Source organism: Porticoccaceae bacterium LTM1 (assembly GCA_030252795.1).
In the GTDB taxonomy this organism is placed as follows: domain Bacteria; phylum Pseudomonadota; class Gammaproteobacteria; order Pseudomonadales; family Porticoccaceae; genus SCSIO-12696.
This window is the reverse complement of record CP127080.1, coordinates 762,595-781,426: the sequence shown is the minus strand read 5'-3', so window position 1 is coordinate 781,426 and position 18,832 is coordinate 762,595. Positions and strand designations below refer to the sequence as shown.

General features: G+C 51.1%; 14 protein-coding genes. 3 read left to right on the top strand and 11 right to left on the bottom strand.

Translation table 11 applies throughout. From position 1 onward, the window contains the following. Positions 1-90: 90 nt before the first annotated feature. The 5 genes from dnaB to rpsF all read right to left on the bottom strand — a co-directional run bounded on the left by dnaB (position 91) and on the right by rpsF (position 3,718). Complete coding sequence (dnaB, locus tag QP938_03480) at positions 91-1,530, bottom strand: replicative DNA helicase (GenBank protein ID WIO74979.1); 1,440 nt, start codon at positions 1,528-1,530, stop codon at positions 91-93. Between the two features lie 157 nt (positions 1,531-1,687). Beyond that, positions 1,688-2,137: a 50S ribosomal protein L9 gene (gene rplI, locus QP938_03475; protein WIO74978.1), complete on the bottom strand. Its 450-nt coding sequence runs from the start codon at positions 2,135-2,137 to the stop codon at positions 1,688-1,690. A gap of 39 nt (positions 2,138-2,176) precedes the next feature. Continuing rightward, a complete protein-coding gene (locus tag QP938_03470) occupies positions 2,177-3,016 on the bottom strand; it encodes a hypothetical protein (protein WIO74977.1) in 840 nt (279 codons plus the stop codon). An 18-nt stretch (positions 3,017-3,034) separates the two neighbouring features. Further along, positions 3,035-3,262, bottom strand: coding sequence for a 30S ribosomal protein S18 (gene rpsR / locus QP938_03465; GenBank protein WIO74976.1), 228 nt, complete (start codon positions 3,260-3,262; stop codon positions 3,035-3,037). Between the two features lie 3 nt (positions 3,263-3,265). Further along, positions 3,266-3,718: a 30S ribosomal protein S6 gene (gene rpsF / locus QP938_03460; protein WIO74975.1), complete on the bottom strand. Its 453-nt coding sequence runs from the start codon at positions 3,716-3,718 to the stop codon at positions 3,266-3,268. Between the two features lie 325 nt (positions 3,719-4,043). On the opposite strand from rpsF, the gene QP938_03455 reads away from it, so the two are divergent. Then, entirely contained in the window at positions 4,044-4,820 is a 777-nt protein-coding gene (locus QP938_03455) for a transporter (GenBank protein ID WIO74974.1), read from the top strand. A gap of 52 nt (positions 4,821-4,872) precedes the next feature. Further along, the gene (locus QP938_03450) at positions 4,873-5,727 is read left to right on the top strand and encodes a hypothetical protein (GenBank protein ID WIO74973.1); all 855 of its coding nucleotides are present in this window, start codon (positions 4,873-4,875) and stop codon (positions 5,725-5,727) included. 616 nt (positions 5,728-6,343) lie between these two features. Here QP938_03450 and QP938_03445 read toward each other — a convergent pair. From QP938_03445 to QP938_03425, 5 genes are all read right to left on the bottom strand, one after another. Continuing rightward, positions 6,344-9,328 carry a TonB-dependent receptor gene (locus QP938_03445; GenBank protein WIO74972.1) on the bottom strand — a complete coding sequence of 995 codons (2,985 nt, stop codon included), beginning with the start codon at positions 9,326-9,328 and terminating at the stop codon, positions 6,344-6,346. A gap of 165 nt (positions 9,329-9,493) precedes the next feature. Further along, a complete protein-coding gene (locus QP938_03440; protein ID WIO74971.1) occupies positions 9,494-12,682 on the bottom strand; it encodes a TonB-dependent receptor in 3,189 nt (1,062 codons plus the stop codon). Positions 12,683-12,748: 66 nt separating this feature from the next. Beyond that, positions 12,749-13,804 (bottom strand): FecR domain-containing protein, encoded by a 1,056-nt coding sequence (locus QP938_03435; GenBank protein ID WIO74970.1) that lies wholly within the window; start codon positions 13,802-13,804, stop codon positions 12,749-12,751. Positions 13,805-13,809: 5 nt separating this feature from the next. After that, a complete protein-coding gene (locus QP938_03430; GenBank protein ID WIO74969.1) occupies positions 13,810-14,385 on the bottom strand; it encodes an RNA polymerase sigma factor in 576 nt (191 codons plus the stop codon). 303 nt (positions 14,386-14,688) lie between these two features. Next, positions 14,689-15,846: a TlpA disulfide reductase family protein gene (locus QP938_03425; GenBank protein WIO74968.1), complete on the bottom strand. Its 1,158-nt coding sequence runs from the start codon at positions 15,844-15,846 to the stop codon at positions 14,689-14,691. Between the two features lie 174 nt (positions 15,847-16,020). Here QP938_03425 and QP938_03420 point away from each other — a divergent pair, with 174 nt between their 5' ends. Next, positions 16,021-16,914 (top strand): radical SAM protein, encoded by an 894-nt coding sequence (locus tag QP938_03420; protein ID WIO74967.1) that lies wholly within the window; start codon positions 16,021-16,023, stop codon positions 16,912-16,914. Between the two features lie 2 nt (positions 16,915-16,916). Here QP938_03420 and QP938_03415 read toward each other — a convergent pair whose 3' ends face one another. Beyond that, the gene (locus tag QP938_03415; GenBank protein WIO74966.1) at positions 16,917-18,461 is read right to left on the bottom strand and encodes a retropepsin-like aspartic protease; all 1,545 of its coding nucleotides are present in this window, start codon (positions 18,459-18,461) and stop codon (positions 16,917-16,919) included. Positions 18,462-18,832: the final 371 nt, after the last annotated feature.

Below are 18,832 nucleotides of genomic sequence, written 5' to 3'. Positions count from 1 at the left end.
CTACTGGCTCGAGCTAATCGTGCGACGTGCGACCAACAGCGTAGAAATTAAACTCCGCACTGACCGCAACAATAATTCTCAGCTCAACACTCAATACTCTGGCGCAAAGTAATCAGCAGCCAAGTCTTCAAAGCGAGTGTATTTACCGAGGAACGCCAGTCGCACTGTGCCGAGTTCACCGTTACGGTGTTTTCCGATAATCAATTCGCCAATGCCCTTGTCTGGGGAGTCTTCGTTGTACACCTCATCGCGGTATACAAACATAATGATATCGGCGTCCTGCTCGATGGCACCGGATTCACGCAGGTCAGAGTTGACCGGGCGTTTATTGGGGCGCTGCTCAACATTACGGCTGAGCTGAGACAGGGCAATGATCGGACATTTGAATTCACGGGCGATCATTTTCAGTTCCCGGGAGATCTGCGATACCTCTTGAGTACGGCTCTCCGCCGGAACACTGCCGCTCATCAGCTGGATGTAGTCAATCATGATCAGCGCTGGCAGGCTCTTGGTGTCGAGCTGCTCTTCATTCCAATCGGGATTCTGCTTTTTCAACAGATCACGCTGGTTACGTGTCAGCTCGCGAATACGGGTGCGCATCTGCATCGGCGAAATACCGGGGGTATCGTCGATAAACAACGGACGGTCTTTCATTCGCTGCACGGCATTGCTCAACCGCGGCCAGTCGTCTTCGCCAAGTTGGCCGTCGCGCATTTTCTTGGAGTCGATCTTGCCCACCGACGACAGAATACGCGTCATCAGGTGGCTCGCAGGCATCTCAAGACTGAATACCAATACCGGCTGGTCCTGGTTCATTACAGCGTGCTCCACCATATTCATCGATACGGTGGTTTTACCCATAGATGGACGACCAGCGACGATGATCATGTCGGATTCCTGGAAGCCCGAAGTAATATTGTTGAGGTCCCGGAAACCGGTGCTGAGGCCGGTCAGGCCACCATCCTGATTGAACAGCTCGTCAATCTTTTCCACCGCCTGCTTGAGCAGTGCGTTGACCTCGTGGAAACCGCCCTGCTTTGGACGGCTTTCCATAATTTCGTTGAGCTTTCGCTCCGCCTCGGCCAGCAAGCGGCTGCTGTCCCAGCCGGATGGTTGATAACCGCGTTGAACAATCTCGCTTGAGGCGCTGATCAGCTGGCGAACAATGGAACGCTCTAGAACAATCTGGGCGTAGGCGGCGATATTCGCAGAGCTGGGTGTATTAGCGGCAAGATCAGCCAGATACTCCAGGCCACCCACTGGGCCGAGATCACCATTATTTTCCAGGTGCTCAGACAGAGTGACCGGATCAAGCGGCTGCTCGGCACTGGCTAGCTCGCTGATCGCAGCAAAAATAATGCGGTGATTGTGACTGTAGAAGTCGTCCTCGCGGATTACCGCCGCCACATTTTCAAACGCGCTGTTGTCGAGCATCAGCCCGCCCAGAACAGCCTGCTCGGCTTCTACCGAATGCGGCAACTGGCGCTTGGAGTCAGCGCGAAAATCATCCAGGGCTACGGCTTCTGTCATGGGCGATATCGTTATTGTCGAGGAACATTCAGTGTAGCCACAACAGCAATAGGCGACACAAACAAATACGGCACTGAACCAAAATCCGTCGTATCGAAGGATTCAGAACAGTGCCGTATTCTTACGGATTTTTAATCCGAATGAAACTACCTGTGAGTTACGCTTGGGCAACCACGTTCAGTTTCACAGTAGCAAACACTTCAGCGTGCAGCTGTACGTCGATTTCGTACTCGCCCAGTTCACGCAGAGCGCCTTCCGGCAGCTTCACTTCGCTCTTCAGAACGTCAGCGCCAGTAGAGGCCAGTGCATCGGCGATAGCGTCGGTGCCTACAGAACCGAACAGCTTGCCTTCGTCGCCAGCGTTAGCTTCGATGGTGATTTCAACACCTTCCAGCTTGGCAGCGCGTTCTTCAGCTGCAGCCAGTTTCTCGGCAGCGGCTTTTTCCAGCTCGGCGCGACGTGCTTCGAACTCGGCAACGTTCGCTTCAGTAGCAAATACTGCTTTACCGTTCGGGATCAGATAGTTGCGGCCATAACCGGCTTTAACATTGACCTTGTCGCCAATGTTGCCCAGCTTGCCAACTTTTTCCAGCAGGATTACTTCCATCTCGGTATCCTCATTCTTCAGACTCGAAAGTCAAAACTTTTAGCTTGCTCCAGACTTAAGCCTGGATCGCAAATTCACCATGCTGTCGGTAAAACCAATCACCACCAGCATCGGGATAAACAGTATCGGTATAACCATTACCCCTATATAAAACAGAACCAGCGTTTGTAGCCCCAGGTTGCGTTCCGCAACCAGCCAGTGAACCAGAGATACACCAGCTATCATTAGCGGCAGAGCCAGCACATTGATCCACACCAGGAAGTTACCTTCCAACACTGTGCAAACCAGAATGGCTCCCACCAGGCCAAAAGCCACCGACATTGAATACCGCAGTTGGTGAAACTCAGCCCGGAAACCCCCGGGGTTATAGAGCATCGCCTGCCACCAGCGCGCCAGTACCAGGCTGATTACGGTCGCCAATGCGGTCAATATGACCAGCACCGACAATACGGTTGCCTGATCCAGCTGCACATCAGCCGGCTGCCCCACCACGAATCTCTCAAACATTTGCCTGATTTGCTCCATCAATACCCCCTCGGGAAGGGTCATATTGAAGACCATACCGGCCAAACCGCTCAATCCAACCACTACCAAAATGGCCATGGCCCACGATTGAGAACGGCGGAGCTGATCCGCTGCGAACCACAGGATCACCAGCTGTGCCAGTGAGGTAATCAGCTCTACCGGAACCTCGGCGCTAAACATTAGCACCACCGGTAAAACTGCCCACATCAGGGTTAGCAACCCTTCCAGTGGCCCTTTTCTCAGGGCTACCAATCCCACCGCAGCGGGACTGATAAATGGCAATAAATTGCCAACAAACGCTACGACCGCCGCTTGCAGGCGCCCACGCATAATGAACTCAGCCAGGGCGCGCACAGCAGTCGGTTCTATCTCTTACTTGTGGCTGTCGGTGTAAGGCAGCAGAGCGAGGAAGCGGGCGCGCTTAACAGCGGTAGCCAGCTGACGCTGATACTTGGCCTTGGTACCAGTGATACGGCTAGGAACGATCTTGCCGGTCTCAGTGATATACGCCTTCAGAGTATCCAGATCTTTGTAGTCGATCTCGTTTACACCTTCTGCAGAGAAACGGCAGAACTTACGACGACGGTTAAAACGTGACATGGATTACTCCTCCTCGCCAGCTTCTTCAGAAGCTTCTTCTGTCTCTTCAGCTTTGGCTTCAGCAGCCTTGGCCTCTTCGCGAGCCTGACGCTCTTCGCGACGACGGTCGCGGCTCTCGCGCTCAGCTTTCTCGGCTTTTTCAGCCAGCATGATCGCAGAGTCTTCAGTCACAGCTTCATCGCACTTGATTACGAGGTTACGCAAAACAGCGTCGTTGTAACGGAAGTTGGACGTCATTTCGTCCAGTACGTCCTGCGGGCACTCAATGTTCATCAGAACATAGTGTGCTTTGTGGATTTTGTTGATCGGGTAAGCCAGGTGACGGCGACCCCAGTCTTCCAGGCGATGAACCTTACCTTCAGCCGCTTCAACAGCTTTGGTGTAACGCTCGATCATAGCCGGAACCTGTTCGCTCTGGTCCGGGTGAACCATGAACACAACTTCGTAGTGTCTCATTGTTGCTCCTTTCGGTTTATGTTCAGCCTCCCGCAAATCAGTGGGCGGTGAGGCAAGGAGTGCCCGAATACAACCCCTTCGGGCTATTCGGGGGCGCGACATTGTAGGGAGGTTACTGCCAGAATGCAACCGGGACCAAACTATACGGACACCAACAGGGACAAACCGGACCCTGTAATTTGGTCACAAACGTGAAGATACGATGCCGGGGATTGCCAAGGCATTCACATCAAAGCGGGCTGGGTTGCTCTAGAGTGGGCACCTATACTGTGTAGAACAAATACGCAATAAAACAGTAACTAGTAAAAAAGTAATAGGAATAGCAATGAAATACACAAAACTTTTTTCTGCCCTGATGCTTGGCCTGTCGGTCAGCGCCAACACTTTGGCAGATACCAATGAGGAATGGAAAATCAGCTTTGGCACCGACTTCAGCAGTGGTTCCTATGATGACCCTGTAGACACCGACATTACCTACCTGCCGGTGTCCATCAGCCGCAAGAGCGGCCCCTGGACCGCTAAAGTCAGCGCTGCCTGGCTGGAAATTGACGGCCCCGGTACCGTAGTAGGTGGTGGTGATGGTGGCGTTGTGGTCGGTTCCGGCGGAATGACCACCAGCAGCGAATCCGGTTTTGGCGACATCTGGGCCAGCCTCGGCTACGAACTGCAATCATTCCCGCAGGAATTAGGCTATCTGGACCTGACTGCAAAGATTAAGCTGCCTACCGCCGATGAAGACAAGCAACTGGGCACCGGCGAAGTGGATTACACCCTGCAGGCCGATTGGGCCTATTCAATGGGCCGCCTGACTCCACTGGTCAGCGTCGCCTACAAAATCAAGGGCGACCCCAGCGGCTACGAACTCGACAACGTCTTCTACCTGTCCACTGGTGCTGACTGGAAACTCTCTGACGACACCCATATCGGTGCCTCACTGGACTTCCAACAATCCGCCTCAAATGCGGACGACAGCCTGGAACTGTTTACTTACGTGAACTACCGACTGTCCAACGACTGGAAAGTAACCCCCTATGTCTATATCGGCCTGAGCGATGGCAGCCCCGATCAAGGCATGGGCGTACAAATGATTCACAAGTTTTAACGACGAACCAAACACCTGTATCGGCGATGTGCCAAACAGGAGGGAGCTATAAATGAAATACCCAACTCTGAAAACACTTGCCCTGTGCTCTAGCCTGGCTCTGGTTGGCGCTCTGCCGGCACTGGCTGAAGACGACGTTGAAGATGTCGATCAGGAAGTTGAACAGGTCAACCAGGAAACCATCAGCTCTGGCGAGCAGCAGAACATTGACCGCATCGCCGCAAGCTTTGGCGAACTAGCCGGCTCTGAAGAAAACACCCAGAACCTGATCAACGGCTTGCGCAACGGCACCGAAATCACCATGACCGAAACCGTTATCGAAATTCAGGAAACCACCGAAATGGTTGATGAAGTAGATGCAGACGGAAACCCGGTACTCGATGACGACGGCAACCCGGTACAGGTTGAACAAGTCGTTCAAACCGAAGTAGAAGTGGAAAACACCATTACCTTCACTCCGGAAACCGGTCAGATCGGTTTTGGCGGCGCGTTTATCTCTCTGGCACTGGCAGAGGAAAAACTCAACGCCGGCGGCATTGAAGACCCAACCCTTCAGGAGCTTGTTGAAGCGCTGGCCGGAGATCTGGATCTAGAAGACGGTGTTGAGGTTGAAGCCGGCATTCTGGAAATGCGTGCTGACGGTATGGGCTGGGGCAAAATTGCCAATGAACTGGACTTCAATCTCGGCCAGCTGATCAGCAGCCTGAAATCTGCCCGCCCTGATAAAGCGGAAAAGTCCATGGCCATGCGCGGTGACCGCCCGGAAAAAACCAAAGCCGAGCGCCCTGCCAGACCGGAACGCGCTGAGCGCCCGGAAAAGCCTGAGAAACCGGAAAAACCAGAGCGCCCGGAACGCGCCGAGCGTCCGGAAAAACCGGAAAAGCCTGAGCGCCCAGGTCGCGGTTGATCCAAAGCCCCCCCAAAGCCACCTTCATAGAAGGTGGCTTTGCATATAGGCCTCACTCATTTCTCGGCTACCTGACGCCAGCAGAGTTTGCCGCACAGTATCGAGAGAATTTAACAGAGCAAAACCGAGTAACCAACAATTGAAAAACTGGACTTTACTAAGCAAGAAGTGGGTCTATCTTTGGGTGCAGGTCAGTTCCAATGATGGATAGTCGCCGGTAGAGTATGAACGTCAGTATTTTAATGAGGCTGGAAAGTGTCTAGTGAACTAATGGCGATTCCCCCGCAATAACCGGCCATCCTCTTTAAACAGGCACTCGAGAGCCCTGGAACGACTCGCAAGCCGCCCATTCAGGTCTACTACATTGCCCTTTTTTCGAGCCATCAATGCCACTTCAGAGCCTTATTACGCTCTTTCGTATCCATAGACACGTTTAATCGATGGATACCCCTAATTTTTTATTTTAGATCCATCTCTACGACTTATCGCGGGACTAATTACCTCTATGAGCGGCTGTATCTACGTAGGCAACTGTCTCAGCTGAACCTTACACGGAAACAAAAAAGCCCCTCCCAGTATTGGGAGAGGCTTTCGGAGGCAGTAAAAAACCTAAACCTTACATATCAAACTGCTTGATCAGGTCCAGATAAATCACCCTGCCGCGGACATCCAAGCGATTGGTGGCATAACCAATGGTCGAGTCCACAAACTCCGGTTTGGCATCAAACAGGTTTTGCGCACCCAGTTTCACTTTGGTTCCCTGCATCCAGCCTGAGGCTGCATCGGCGGTATACCCCACCTGCAGATCATAGGTAGTAGTACCGTGACTGCGGGTTTGCGGATTTGGGTTCTTGATAAACTTGTTATAAATTGTTTCACGCCCTGAAAGTGGATCGACCACTTTATGGGACGATGTATAGTTAGTGACTAACGTCACATCGTAGTTACCGTAATCCCAGCCCACAGTGAAGTTGGCCGCCCACTTGCTCGGGCCCCGCTCAGTGTCCGAGAACACTTGCTTGTCAGCCAACTCGTTTGCCTGTTGTGACGTTTCCAGGGTACGAGACGCATTGAGGGCGAAGTACCAACTGCCAATATCACTGTCCAGCATGTAGTTAACATCGACATCTACAGTCCGGGAAGTACGCTTGGCCAGGTTATGCTCACGAGCATCGTAGATCAGCAGATTCGGATAATCGGTGTTGAAGAGTTCCGGGAACGCCTCCAAGTCTTCCGCCAGTGTAGAAAGCCCTACGCCGGCAGAAGGTGTACTGATGTAATTATCGAATTCCACTTCACTATACGTTGCCTTCAGCACCAATCCAGACAGTGCCATCGGGGTGTAGTCAAATCCAACCGTCCAGGTCTCTGCGTCCTGCGGCAGCAGATTCGGGTTAGGCCCCGACAACCAGGCCACTCGGCTGACACCGTCCGGCAGAGGTATGCCTTCCCACACTTCCCATGAGTAAGACCCATCAAATGAAGTCACATTGCCATACAGCTGTTGCGACTGAGGCGTCAGGAAAGACTCACCCCAGGTAGCGCGTACGCGCAGATCATCCGTCGGACGCCAGTTCAGGCTGACCTGGGGAGTTGTGCTGCTGAAAGTCCGATCAATCGGTGTATCAGGGCCATAGGTATAGGCGCTACCGGCTTCGGCAAGCCCCACATACTCTCCCAGATTGAAGTCGCCGACATCGGCCCAGGGTACGTAATAATCCGGGAACTCAGCACCGGCAAGATAGAGGTCAAAATCAAACTCATACAGGCCATTGGAGAGACGACTTGCCCCTCGCTGATCAATTTTTTCGTAACGGGCAGCCAGGGTAAGATCCAACTCTTTCGCGAATGGTTTATCCGCCAGTAACGGAATTCCCATCTCGACAAAGTACGCCGTCACGTCCCGCTCATTGCCACGTCTGAAGGGGTAGGGGTCTTGATTCGGCGTATCCTCCGACTGGATAACACTGCTTACCTCTTCCCGACGCAGGTTGGCACCCACCACCATTTGCACGTCACCGGCCGGCAGGGAGAGCAGCGTTCCATTCACACTCAATTCCATACTGTGGCTATCGGATACCGCATCATTAAAATCTCGCTCGATCCAACTACTCAACAGTGCCGCATTATTGGCAACCGTCGCCGGATCACTGCCATCGCCAAACGGATTTAACTGCAACAGTACCGGCAATACCCGCAATGCCGGATCTTTATCGCCGTCTCCGGAGGTGCCGGTTGCGTCAAGCAGATGATCACTCTTGCCCTTCTCTTTGCTGTAGGCGTAGTTCAGAGTGAAATCCCAGCCCTCCAACATCGGCAGCTCACCGGTCAAATCCAGCATCAGGTTGTAGTTTTCCTGACGCTCATCCTGACTCTCACCCATTTGCGCAAATTCGTTGGCATAGGAGTAGGCCACCAATACATCGCGACCAAAATTGTTGTAAGGGTTCGCTTCCGGAACATAAGTCATACGCTGGGCATAGATGTCCAGGGAGTTAAACTCAAACAGGGTAGGTTCCCAGAAACCGGCATTCTCCTGTTTGCTGTAGCTGACCTCAAAACCCAGGTTCAGTGTATCCCCCAGCTCCTGCTCTCCGTTCAAACGCAGGGATTTGGCATCAGTTTTAGGACCAATGGCCGGGTTTTCATAGACCTGGCGAGTCTCGGGGTCGCCAGCGATCAAGTCCGACTCCTGCAAACTGGATCCATCCTGACCTTCCGGGATCAGACCAATCCGTGCACCAGCACGCGGTGCTAACGGGTTAAAGAATGGGCGAACTTCATACACAGAACCTGGCTGTCCAAAACCAATCTTCCTCGTATTAACCCCACCCTTATCGGTAAAATCCCCAATCCCGCTCGGGCCACTGTGGATAAAGGCACTGGTATCCGCCGATTTACTTTTTGAAATGTCGGCGCTGGCACTGAGGTAACCGCCATCCCAATTAAATGTGTAGGCACCATTGATGCGACTGAGGTTCGCCCCGGAACCGGAGTCTTCGTGTCGAGCCTGGAACTGCCCGCCCTGGTAGTCCTTACGTAAAATAATATCCACCACACCACCAACCGCATCGGCTCCGTAAATTGCCGAAGCACCGTCAGTAACAATATTGATGCTTTCCACTTGGGAAAGCGGAATTGAAGAAATATCAGTGTAATTACCAACGCCCTGCGCCGAGGCAGCACGGCGGCGACCATTGATCAAAATCAGGGTTCCGCGAGTACCAATACCGCGAAGGTTGACACTGGAGACCCCCAGAGAAGAGTCTGTCAGCGACCGGTCCGCACCAAATTCCGTTTGACCTGCCTCCGAAGCGGCTGCACTTAAGCTACTGAGATTTTGTGGCAAACGACGAAACACATCTGCCAGCGATGAATATCCGCCTTTTTCCAGGTCTTCACGTGTATAAGTGATTGTCGGTGATGCCGGATTGTGATTTTTTAGGCGCGTTCCTGTAACAACAACCTCTTCCAGGTCTTTTTCTGCCTCTTCACCCTTTTCTGTATCAGCGTAGGAGCTGATTGAGACAGACATACTCAATACGGCGGCAATACTCATTGCCAAACGATTTACCGGAAACGAATATTTTCCTGATTTCATGTAACCCACCTCTTCGTGTCGTTAATGTTTCAAGTTCCCAATGCTTTTGGTTTTCTCGGAAACCTACAAACCTAAACGACATGAAAAACAAGTCACCCTGAACTATTTTTTATTTACTGGTGAATTAGTAGCTAAAAAAATTATCTTCTATTAAATTTCAATAACTTAAAGAGCAAATTGCTTTTGCAGATCCAGATAAATTACCCTGCCGCGGACATCCAGGCGATTGGTGGCGTAGCCGAGTTTTGAATCCACAAACTCCGGATCGGCATCAAACAGGTTCTGCGCCCCCAGTTGCATCTTGGTTCCCTGCAGCCAACCAGAGGCCGCATCGGCGGTATAACCCACCTGCAGATCAAAGGTGGTGGTACCGTGGCTGCGGGTTTGCGGATTTAGGTTTGGCGTAAAATCGTTATAAATCGTGCCACGCGCCGAAAGCGGATTGGCTACTTTATGAGACGAAGTATAGTTAGTTACTAACGTCACATCGTAGTTGCCGTAGTCCCAGCCCACAGTAAAATTGGCCGCCCACTTACTTGGCCCTCGCTCGGTTTCTGAGAACACCTGCTTGCCCGCTGTCTTATTCGCTTGCTGTGAGGTTTCCAGAGTCCGGGCCGCATTGAGGGCGAAATACCAACCCCCAATATCACTGTCCAGTGTGTAGTCAATATCGATATCTACTGTTCGGGAAGTACGTTTGGCCAGGTTTTGCTCCCTGGAATCGAAGATCAGCAGATTCGGGTAATCGATATTGAAAATTTCCGGGAACATCTCCAGGTTTTCTGCCAGTACAGAGAGCCCTATGTTGGCGTAAGGTGTACTGATGTAATTATCGAATTCCACTTCGCTGTATGTCGCCTTGACCACCAACCCAGGCAGCGCCATTGGGGTGTAGTCAAAACCCACCGTCCAGGTTTCAGCGTCCTGGGGCTCCAGATTTGAGTTAGGACCTGACAACCAAGCCACTCGGTTAACACCGTCAGGCAGAGGCAGCCCCTCCAAAGACGTCCATGAGTAAAGTCCATCAAATGCACGCACATTGCCATACAACTGTTGTGACTGAGGCGTCAGGAAGGACTCACCCCAAGTAGCGCGTACACGCAGATCATCCACCGGACGCCAGTTCAGGCTGACCTGAGGGGTTGTGCTGCTGAAGGTGCGATCGACAGCCGTATCCGGACCATTAGTAAATATGCTGCCAGCTTCAGCAAGTCCGACAAACTCCCCCAGATTGAAATCGCCAACATCCCCCCAGGGCACGTAATAGTCGGGATACCCCGCTCCGGCCTGATAGAGATCATCATCCAATTCATACAGGCCATTGGAGAGACGACTTGTCCCTTGCTGATCAATTTTTTCGTAACGGGCAGCCAGGGTAAGATCCAACTCTTTCGCGAATGGTTTATCCGCCAGTAACGGAATACCCATCTCGACAAAGTACGCCGTTACTTCCCTCTCATTACCACGCCTGTAGGGGTAAGGATCTTGATTCGGCGCATCCTCTGACTGGATTATACTGCTGACCTTTTCCCGGCGCAGGTTGGCACCCACCACCATTTGCACGTCACCGGCCGGCAGGGAGAGCAGCGTTCCATTGACACTCAATTCCATACTGTGGCTATCGGATACCGCATCATTAAAATTTCGCTCGATCCAACTGCTCAACAGTGCCGCATTATTGGCAACCGTCGCCGGATCACTGCCATCGCCAAACGGATTTAACTGCAACAGTACCGGCAATACCCGCAATGCCGGATCTTTATCGCCGTCTCCGAAGGTGCCGGTTGCGTCAAACAGATAATCACTCTTGCCCTTCTCTTTGCTGTAGGCGTAGTTCAGAGTGAAATCCCAGCCCTCCACCATCGGCAGTTCGCCGGTCAAATCCAGCATCAAGTTGTAGTTTTCCTGACGCTCATCCTGACTCTCACCCATTTGCGCAAATTCGTTGGCATAGGAGTATGCCACCAGCACATCGCGACCAAAATGATTATAGGGATTCTCCTCGGGAATTAGAGTCATATTGCGGGCAAAAAAAGCCAAGGAATTAAACTCAAACAGGGTTGGCTCCCAGAAACCGGTATTCTCCAGTTTGCTGTAGCTGACCTCAAAACCCAGGTTCAGGCTATCACCCAGCTCTTGCTCACCGTTCAAACGCAGGGACTTGGCGTTAACTTTAGGACCAATGGCTGGATTTTCATAAATTTGGCGTGCATTCGGATCTCCCACGATCAGATCCGACTCCTGCAAACTGGAGCCATCCTGTCCCTCCGGAATCAATCCAATAAAGTCTCCCTCAAATGGCATAAATGGACGGAAGGGGTCAACTTCATACACTGACCCCGGCTGTCCAAAACCTATTTTCCGGGTATTGACGCCACCCTTATCGGTAAAGTCACCAATTCCGTTGGGGCCGCTATAAATAAAGCTGCTGGTATCCGCCGATTTACTTTTTGAAATGTCGGCGCTGGCACTGAGGTAACCCTCGCCCCAATTAAATGTATAGGCACCATTAATGCGACTGAGGTTCGCTCCGGAACCGGAATCCTCATGCCGGGCCTGAAACTGACCGCCCTGGTAATCCTTGCGCAGAATAATATCCACTACACCGCCAACCGCATCAGCACCATAAATCGCCGAAGCACCATCCGTAACAATATTGATGCTTTCCACTTGGGAAAGCGGAATTGAAGAGATATCGGTGTAGTTACCAACGCCCTGTGCAGAAGCAGCACGGCGGCGACCATTGATCAAAATCAGGGTTCCGCGAGTACCAATACCGCGAAGGTTGACACTGGATAATCCGAGTGAAGAATCAGAAAGAGTTCGGTCTTCACCAAACTCTGCCTCTCCCGCCTCAATAGAAGCTGCACTTAAAGAATTCAGGTTTTGCGGAAGACGGCGAAAAACATCCGCCAGTGACGAATATCCACCACGATCCAGGTCAGCACGAACAAAAGTAATTATTGGCAACGCCGGGTTATGATGCTTAAGGCGTGTTCCCGTAACAATTACTTCCTCGAGCGGCGCAGCTTCTTTTCCCTTTGAAGCCGCTTTGGCGGATTTAACAACAACCCTATTAACTGACGTAAATTCATATTCCAGCTCAACGTCGCCCAATAAAGCAATTAAGGCCTCCTCTAGAGAATAAGTTCCTTTCAGAGCCGGGAGCTGGACCTTACTTGCTGGCCCCTCCTGCAACATAATCTGGACGCCAGTACTTCGCGCCAACGTAAGCAGCGACTTTCCAGCAGATTGGCTTTGAATATCAATTTCAAATTTTTTGACATCGCCAGCAGCCAGGGCAGAAAAACCCAGCGAGGAAAACAGAAGTACGGTACAAAATGACTGAGTCAACCTGAACCGTTTGAAACAATGCTTCACAGCCCCTCCGACTGACTCCAAGATTCAACGTTTGCCAGGTTATTGTTTTTTCCCGACAATAATAGTGCGATCAAAATGTCGAATAATTCTGATTGGTAACACTTTTTCGAGATCAATCAATACTTCGTCAGGATATTTCAGATCAACAGCTGCATAAATTTTCAGGTCCATCACTGCAGCATCTTCAACCATAATCTTTTTGCCACTGTAACGGTTTAACTCATGCACAACCTTGTAAAGTGGCACCTCATCAAAGTAGAGCTTACCCGTACGCCAGACTTGAAAACGGGAAACATCCTTATCGTGAAAACCCAGCAATTCTTGATCAATCGAATTAAATTCCGCAACATTGCCGGCAACCAGGCGAACCTGACCAGGATCATTCAAGTTGACTGGGTTCCTGTCAGGCAATAACAGTAAGCTGTTCCCTGAAACCGGCTCCTCTTTGCGATGCAAAGACACCATCCCCTCTACAACCGCAAGGGTAAAGCTCTCGGGGGATTTCAGGATATTGAACTCTGTACCCAATACGGTCACAGAACGCTCTCCCAAATCCACTGTGAAGGGGCGACTCTCGTCCGGCGCCACCGCAAAGTATGCCTCTCCGTGCTCCAGAATGATCCGCCTCTGATTTTTTGACATTTCGACTAACATCAAACTTCCTGTATTCAGGGTGATTTCGGACCCATCCGGCAAGTTAACAACTTTCTGCTCGCCTACTCGAGTGGCATAGCGAGACACATTGATATCGGATGCCGACTCTTCACCAAAGGGCACCAGCACTCTTATACCAACCACGGCAGCCAATACCAGGCTGGCAGCCATTGCATACACTGGCCAGTTGGATTGGCGGCTCTTGTCGGCAGGTTCTCTGTAAGTCTCTTCAGCCACCGCCAAAATTTCAGGGTCATCAACCAGCCCCTCGAGGTCAGCCAGCGCCTCTATCATATCCAGATAGTCCTCTTTAAAGGCGCTACCTTCCTTTTGCCAAGCCTGTAATTCAGCCTCGTCCTTGCCGGAAATGTCTTCAGAGAACAGCCGTGTTACTGCTTTGGCAGCCCGCAACTCCCTGAAATTCTGTAAGATTTTTTCCATAATCCTTACCTCTCACCCCTTGCTTGCCGTCTGGCTCGTCGAATCTGAACCAGGGCCTGGGACATAAAATACTCCACCTGCTTTACGGTTACTCCCATATGCTCCGCTACCTGAGGGTAACTCAAATGTTTAAACCGATTAAGCACAAAAGCCCTTCGCAAATCGGGGCGCAGCTTCATGATAACGGCCTTGAGCATCTCCAACTCTCGGTTTGCTGAAACAATGACCTCGGGATTTGACTCCACCACAGCATCCTCTGCTTCTTCCATTAATCGGCTGTCGAAACCACGACGCCTCGACTTCTTGCGTTCAAGATCCACCACCAGGTTGTTGGCGATGGTAAACAGGTAAGAACGTGTACTGCCGCTCTCTTCTGTGAGCCTGTCGTAGAGGTCATCCATCTTCACCAACCGGATAAACACTTCCTGCACAATATCTTCCGGATCTTCATCAGCCGCCATATTCCGGGCTACAAACGAGCGCAGGGCAGCCCCGTGCTCATTGAACAACTGTTCGAGCACGCGCTCTCTCTCCTCCTGCCGCCGACCCATCAGGTCAACCACATTATTGCGCCTGTTCACAATAGGCAGATCTCATACACCCTCACACTAACTGAACGACATGAACACAGAAACACCCTGAAGTTTTTTCGGGAATTTTAGGCATTAGCCTTTAAAGTATATGCAAGGATTCAGGTAACAAGCCTGCGATAAGAACAAAACAGCCCAAATGGAATAAATTGAAGGGGTCTTTAGAAGCACAACCGATGAATCGAAGGTGAGCCACACCAGATCAGTCCAGCCAAGAATAGGTTATACGAATGAGTTTTGCTTTAAAAATCAACCCCATAGGCCGGAATCTCACCAACCTATGGGGTATCAACCTTAATGTCCTAACAATTCCGCCAGTTTTTCATCCAGCTTGGTACCGCGCAAATCCATGGCAACAATCTTGCCGGTTGCGCCTTCCACCAGATAGTTGGCCGGAACACCTGTCACGCCATACATCTTCACAACCGGGCTGGTGCTCGCCAAGAGATCACCGGTATTAATCCAGGGTAAATTCTCCTCTTTCGAAGCATCCTCCCAGGCATCACGATCATCATCCAGAGTAAAGGAGACTATCTCAAAACCTTTATCACTAAAGCTCTGATAAGCAGTTTTCATATGGGGAATTTCTGCTCGACAAGGGCTGCACCATGATGCCCAAAATTCCACCAACACATACTTGTTCTTGGTCAAAACATTGGCGAGATGGAACTCCTTGCCAGTCAGATCTTCAGCGGTAAAGTCCTTGATAACGGTGCCAATCTGGAATGCTGAACGCGCCTTATCCGATTCCATCATGCTAGTCAGGTTTAGCATTGAGACCTTGGCTTGACGATGACCTTCCAGCGCCTTACACAGCTCCATAACGATTTGATTTGTGTCCTCTCCTTCGCCCCGGTAGTACATACCGCCATAAACCAACAATTTTACGAGGGGGTCCGAGGTCTCGTTCAGAACGTTAGCAAGGGCTTGTTTTTTGATTGCACCTGCTTGACGAAATAGCTCAAAGTATCTCTCCTTTTGATCAGGATCCTTTAAATCGGCATTTTTTGAATATTCATAAAGTGCATCGAAGGCTGACTGATAAGCCTTATCATCGTTCCAGGAGTTCACAACCAAACGATTGTACTCCCCTCCCTCCAGTTTAAAGTGCTGGTAATCAGAGAAGTGAATAACCGTTTTCCCCGGTTCCAGCACAAAATTGACGCGAGTGTAAGCATGGTCGCCCTCAGCAGGCAGTACATCAATTGCAACCATATATGGGTCATCTACCCCACCAGATAGCTGAAACGCTCCTTTTTCGAATGGAGCGGCCCCTAAAACTTCTGTGGATTTTGGTGATTCCACTGCTTTGTTGCGCCAAACCATAACTCGAGCCCCCTCAGGAAAGTGCTCACCACCGGTGACAACAAGCTCATATGTACTGGTACCCGCATTTCCAATCAGCGAAAATAGCGCACAAAAAGCCAGTAGACTCAATCGTATATACTTCATATTCCCTCCAAATTTATTAATTGCACCCTGTTAAACGTCACCACCCGACAAACCCACGGAAATTTTTTCAATCAAACTGAAGGTGGGAGCTATAGATGGATTCACAAATAATGACCTGTCGAGTAGCTTCATTTAAACTCTCCTGCCTTTAAGCTACAGATCAGGGCCGTTGTGATGTTCTACCCCCTCGACTATATCGACCCGGTTTTCAGGCCACCCTCAGAGGCCAATTCGCTGATTCTTCAGGTTACCAATGGCTGCTCCTGGAACCGTTGTACGTTCTGTGAGATGTATACACAGCCACAAAAGCGCTTTCAGCCCAAGTCTGTTGAGGAGCTGGAAGTGGAGTTGCAACGGCTGGCTACCGCAGGTTATCCGGTAAGGCGTATCTTCCTGGCTGATGGCGATGCGATGACCCTGTCTACCCGTCGCCTCAAGGAGATCCTGCAGCTGATTCGTCGCTACTTTCCCGACGTACAGCGAATCTCCTCCTATTGCCTGCCTCGCAACCTGAAAAACAAGTCCGTCGATGAGCTTAAGGAACTGCAGGAACTGGGACTCAGCCTGATGTATGTGGGTTGTGAGAGTGGCGATAACGAGGTTCTGGAACGGATTAACAAGGGGGAGACCTTTGATACGTCACTGGACGCCCTCCTGAAAATCAAACAGGCAGGCATGAAAAGCTCGGTGATGATCCTTAACGGCCTCGGCGGTCCAGAACTGAGTGAGCAGCACGCCAGAGCCTCAGCCCGGTTAATGAATGCGGCCCAGCCTGACTACCTGGCAACACTGGTGGTTGAATTGCGCGGCGACCCCGAGAGGTTTATTGAACGGTTTGATGGCAAATGGCGCCCCTTGACCAAACGCGAGCTGTTTGAGGAGATGGAAGTACTGCTGAACGAGCTGCAACTGGAGAAAACCATTTTCCGTTCCGATCACGCCTCCAACTACTTGGTGCTAAAGGGTGTGCTAGGCAAGGATAAAACTCGATTACTGGAGCAGGTAAGAACCGCTATCGACGCTCCGAATCAAATCCCCCTGCGCCCAGATTGGCTCAGGGGGTTTTGACTTTAGTTTGGCGGAGTCAGGTAGAGAAGATTGCGGGTTAGATCAAAGGTGGTGCGAAATTTCCTGAAGATCTGTGTGCCTATCAGGCCAGCTACATGAACTGCATCGGTGGAGCCTTTTGAGGAGCGGGCAAAGTTGACGGGAACATCTTCGAGCACTTTGTTACCAACCGTCACCGTATCCACGATTCCGCGGAGGTGAGAATCTGTTCCGCCTATTCCTATAGCGTTAACCAACTGGGTTTCCATTTCTTCCAGCTCAATATTGGCATCCGTCCAGTCCTTGAACATCAACATGCCAAAGGATAATCCGGTATCGAGAGAGACCAGCGCGGTCTTATCGCCATTCAACGAAACCAGCACCTGGCGAGCGCCACCGCCCTCTGAATAAACCCGAATAGGCTCAGCAAGTGACTCACCGGTAAAAGACTCCGGTTCGTAAAATGCCAGGCGCTCATTGGGGTAATCTATATCCACCACCAACTCATTAAAGACTTCTGCCCCAAGGATAACCGACAAGGGCGGGGCATTAATTTCTGACAGGTCAATTATTGCTACAGGATGATTGGCCAACTGAACATTGCCGATCTCTATGGTCAGGTCCGTGGTAAATGAGGCGTCAGCTTCGCCGGAGGTGCCTTTAACCTTAAATCCTTTTTTCCCGGACACCCCCAATTCCCGAGCAAATTCCTCGTCGATAACAGTGGTAACGGATGCGGAATCGAGCAGCACCTTACGACTCACACCATTAATGGTGGCATCCAGCATAATGTGTTTCTGCGCGTAAAATTCGAAATCGATCCAACCACTACCCGCATCTCCCCCCTTGAAGCGGCAAAACTTGCCCAAATCCGTAGGGCAGGCAAACTGGCTGACAGGCTGGGTGCGATTAAGAACTATTCGGTTCCAGTGAATCTTTTGCTCTTGTTTGCCGGAAGACAGCGTCCAGCGATAGGGCATCCTCACCCCATCAACAGTGCGCCAGTAGTGGAGCCTGGTCCAGCTGAGTTCCTCGCCTTCCCGCTGGCGAATCCAGCCCAAGGCACCGGTTCTGGGAGAGACTAGCAGGTCAAAATAATTGCGATCGGGATAAGCGACGCGAATGACCCTGTAGAGCTTGCCGTTGCGGCGCTCTGTGGAAAGACAACTTACCTCTCCATCGCCCTGCTGCTGTAGCGACAAGGAGAGTACCTGGTCGATAGTCCGCACACTCTCGTTGTATTCCCGAAGACCGATATGGCCAGCCTGCTTAAAGGGTAACTTGCCCCATGCTGTATCAGGGGTAAGTCCTCGTATTACTGAAAAGGGGTTCAGCTGAAACTCCTGAAGTGAGTAGCCGTCACGGCGCAGTGTCAGCGAAGCTTCGCCGGTGCGGCCATAACCGGACACCTCACCACTCATCTGTACAGTTTGCAGGGACCGAAACTTATCTCCGCCGCGCCACTCCAGATAACGATCAATCTCCTTGCAGTCACTCGCCCACGCAGACGCAACCGAGATTGACGCCAATCCCAGACAGACTATGCACCTGATTAGTAAAACCCCCACTTTCGCTCCTTTATTTGTATGAATTGAATGTTCCATTTCCGAATCAATGAGCTGCCTTTGAACGACCACCTATCTGGATAGATAGGTCGGCAACATAAATCATGACCACAAAATAATGATTTAGTGCTAAATGGAACCCAAATATTTCACATTTCCTCTATATATAAAACGGATCACCAGCCAAACTCCCTTGAAATATCCTTGCTTTTACATTCGGCTCACTCATATTGAGCCTGTAAATATGACGAGATCGACACCAACTTTGGGACACCTTTTCTAAAATTTTAGACCAGTGGCTGCCTAGCGGAGTGCTATGTGACCTGATTGTCCATTTACTGGTCACGAGAACCTCCCTCAAATACCCAGCCTGG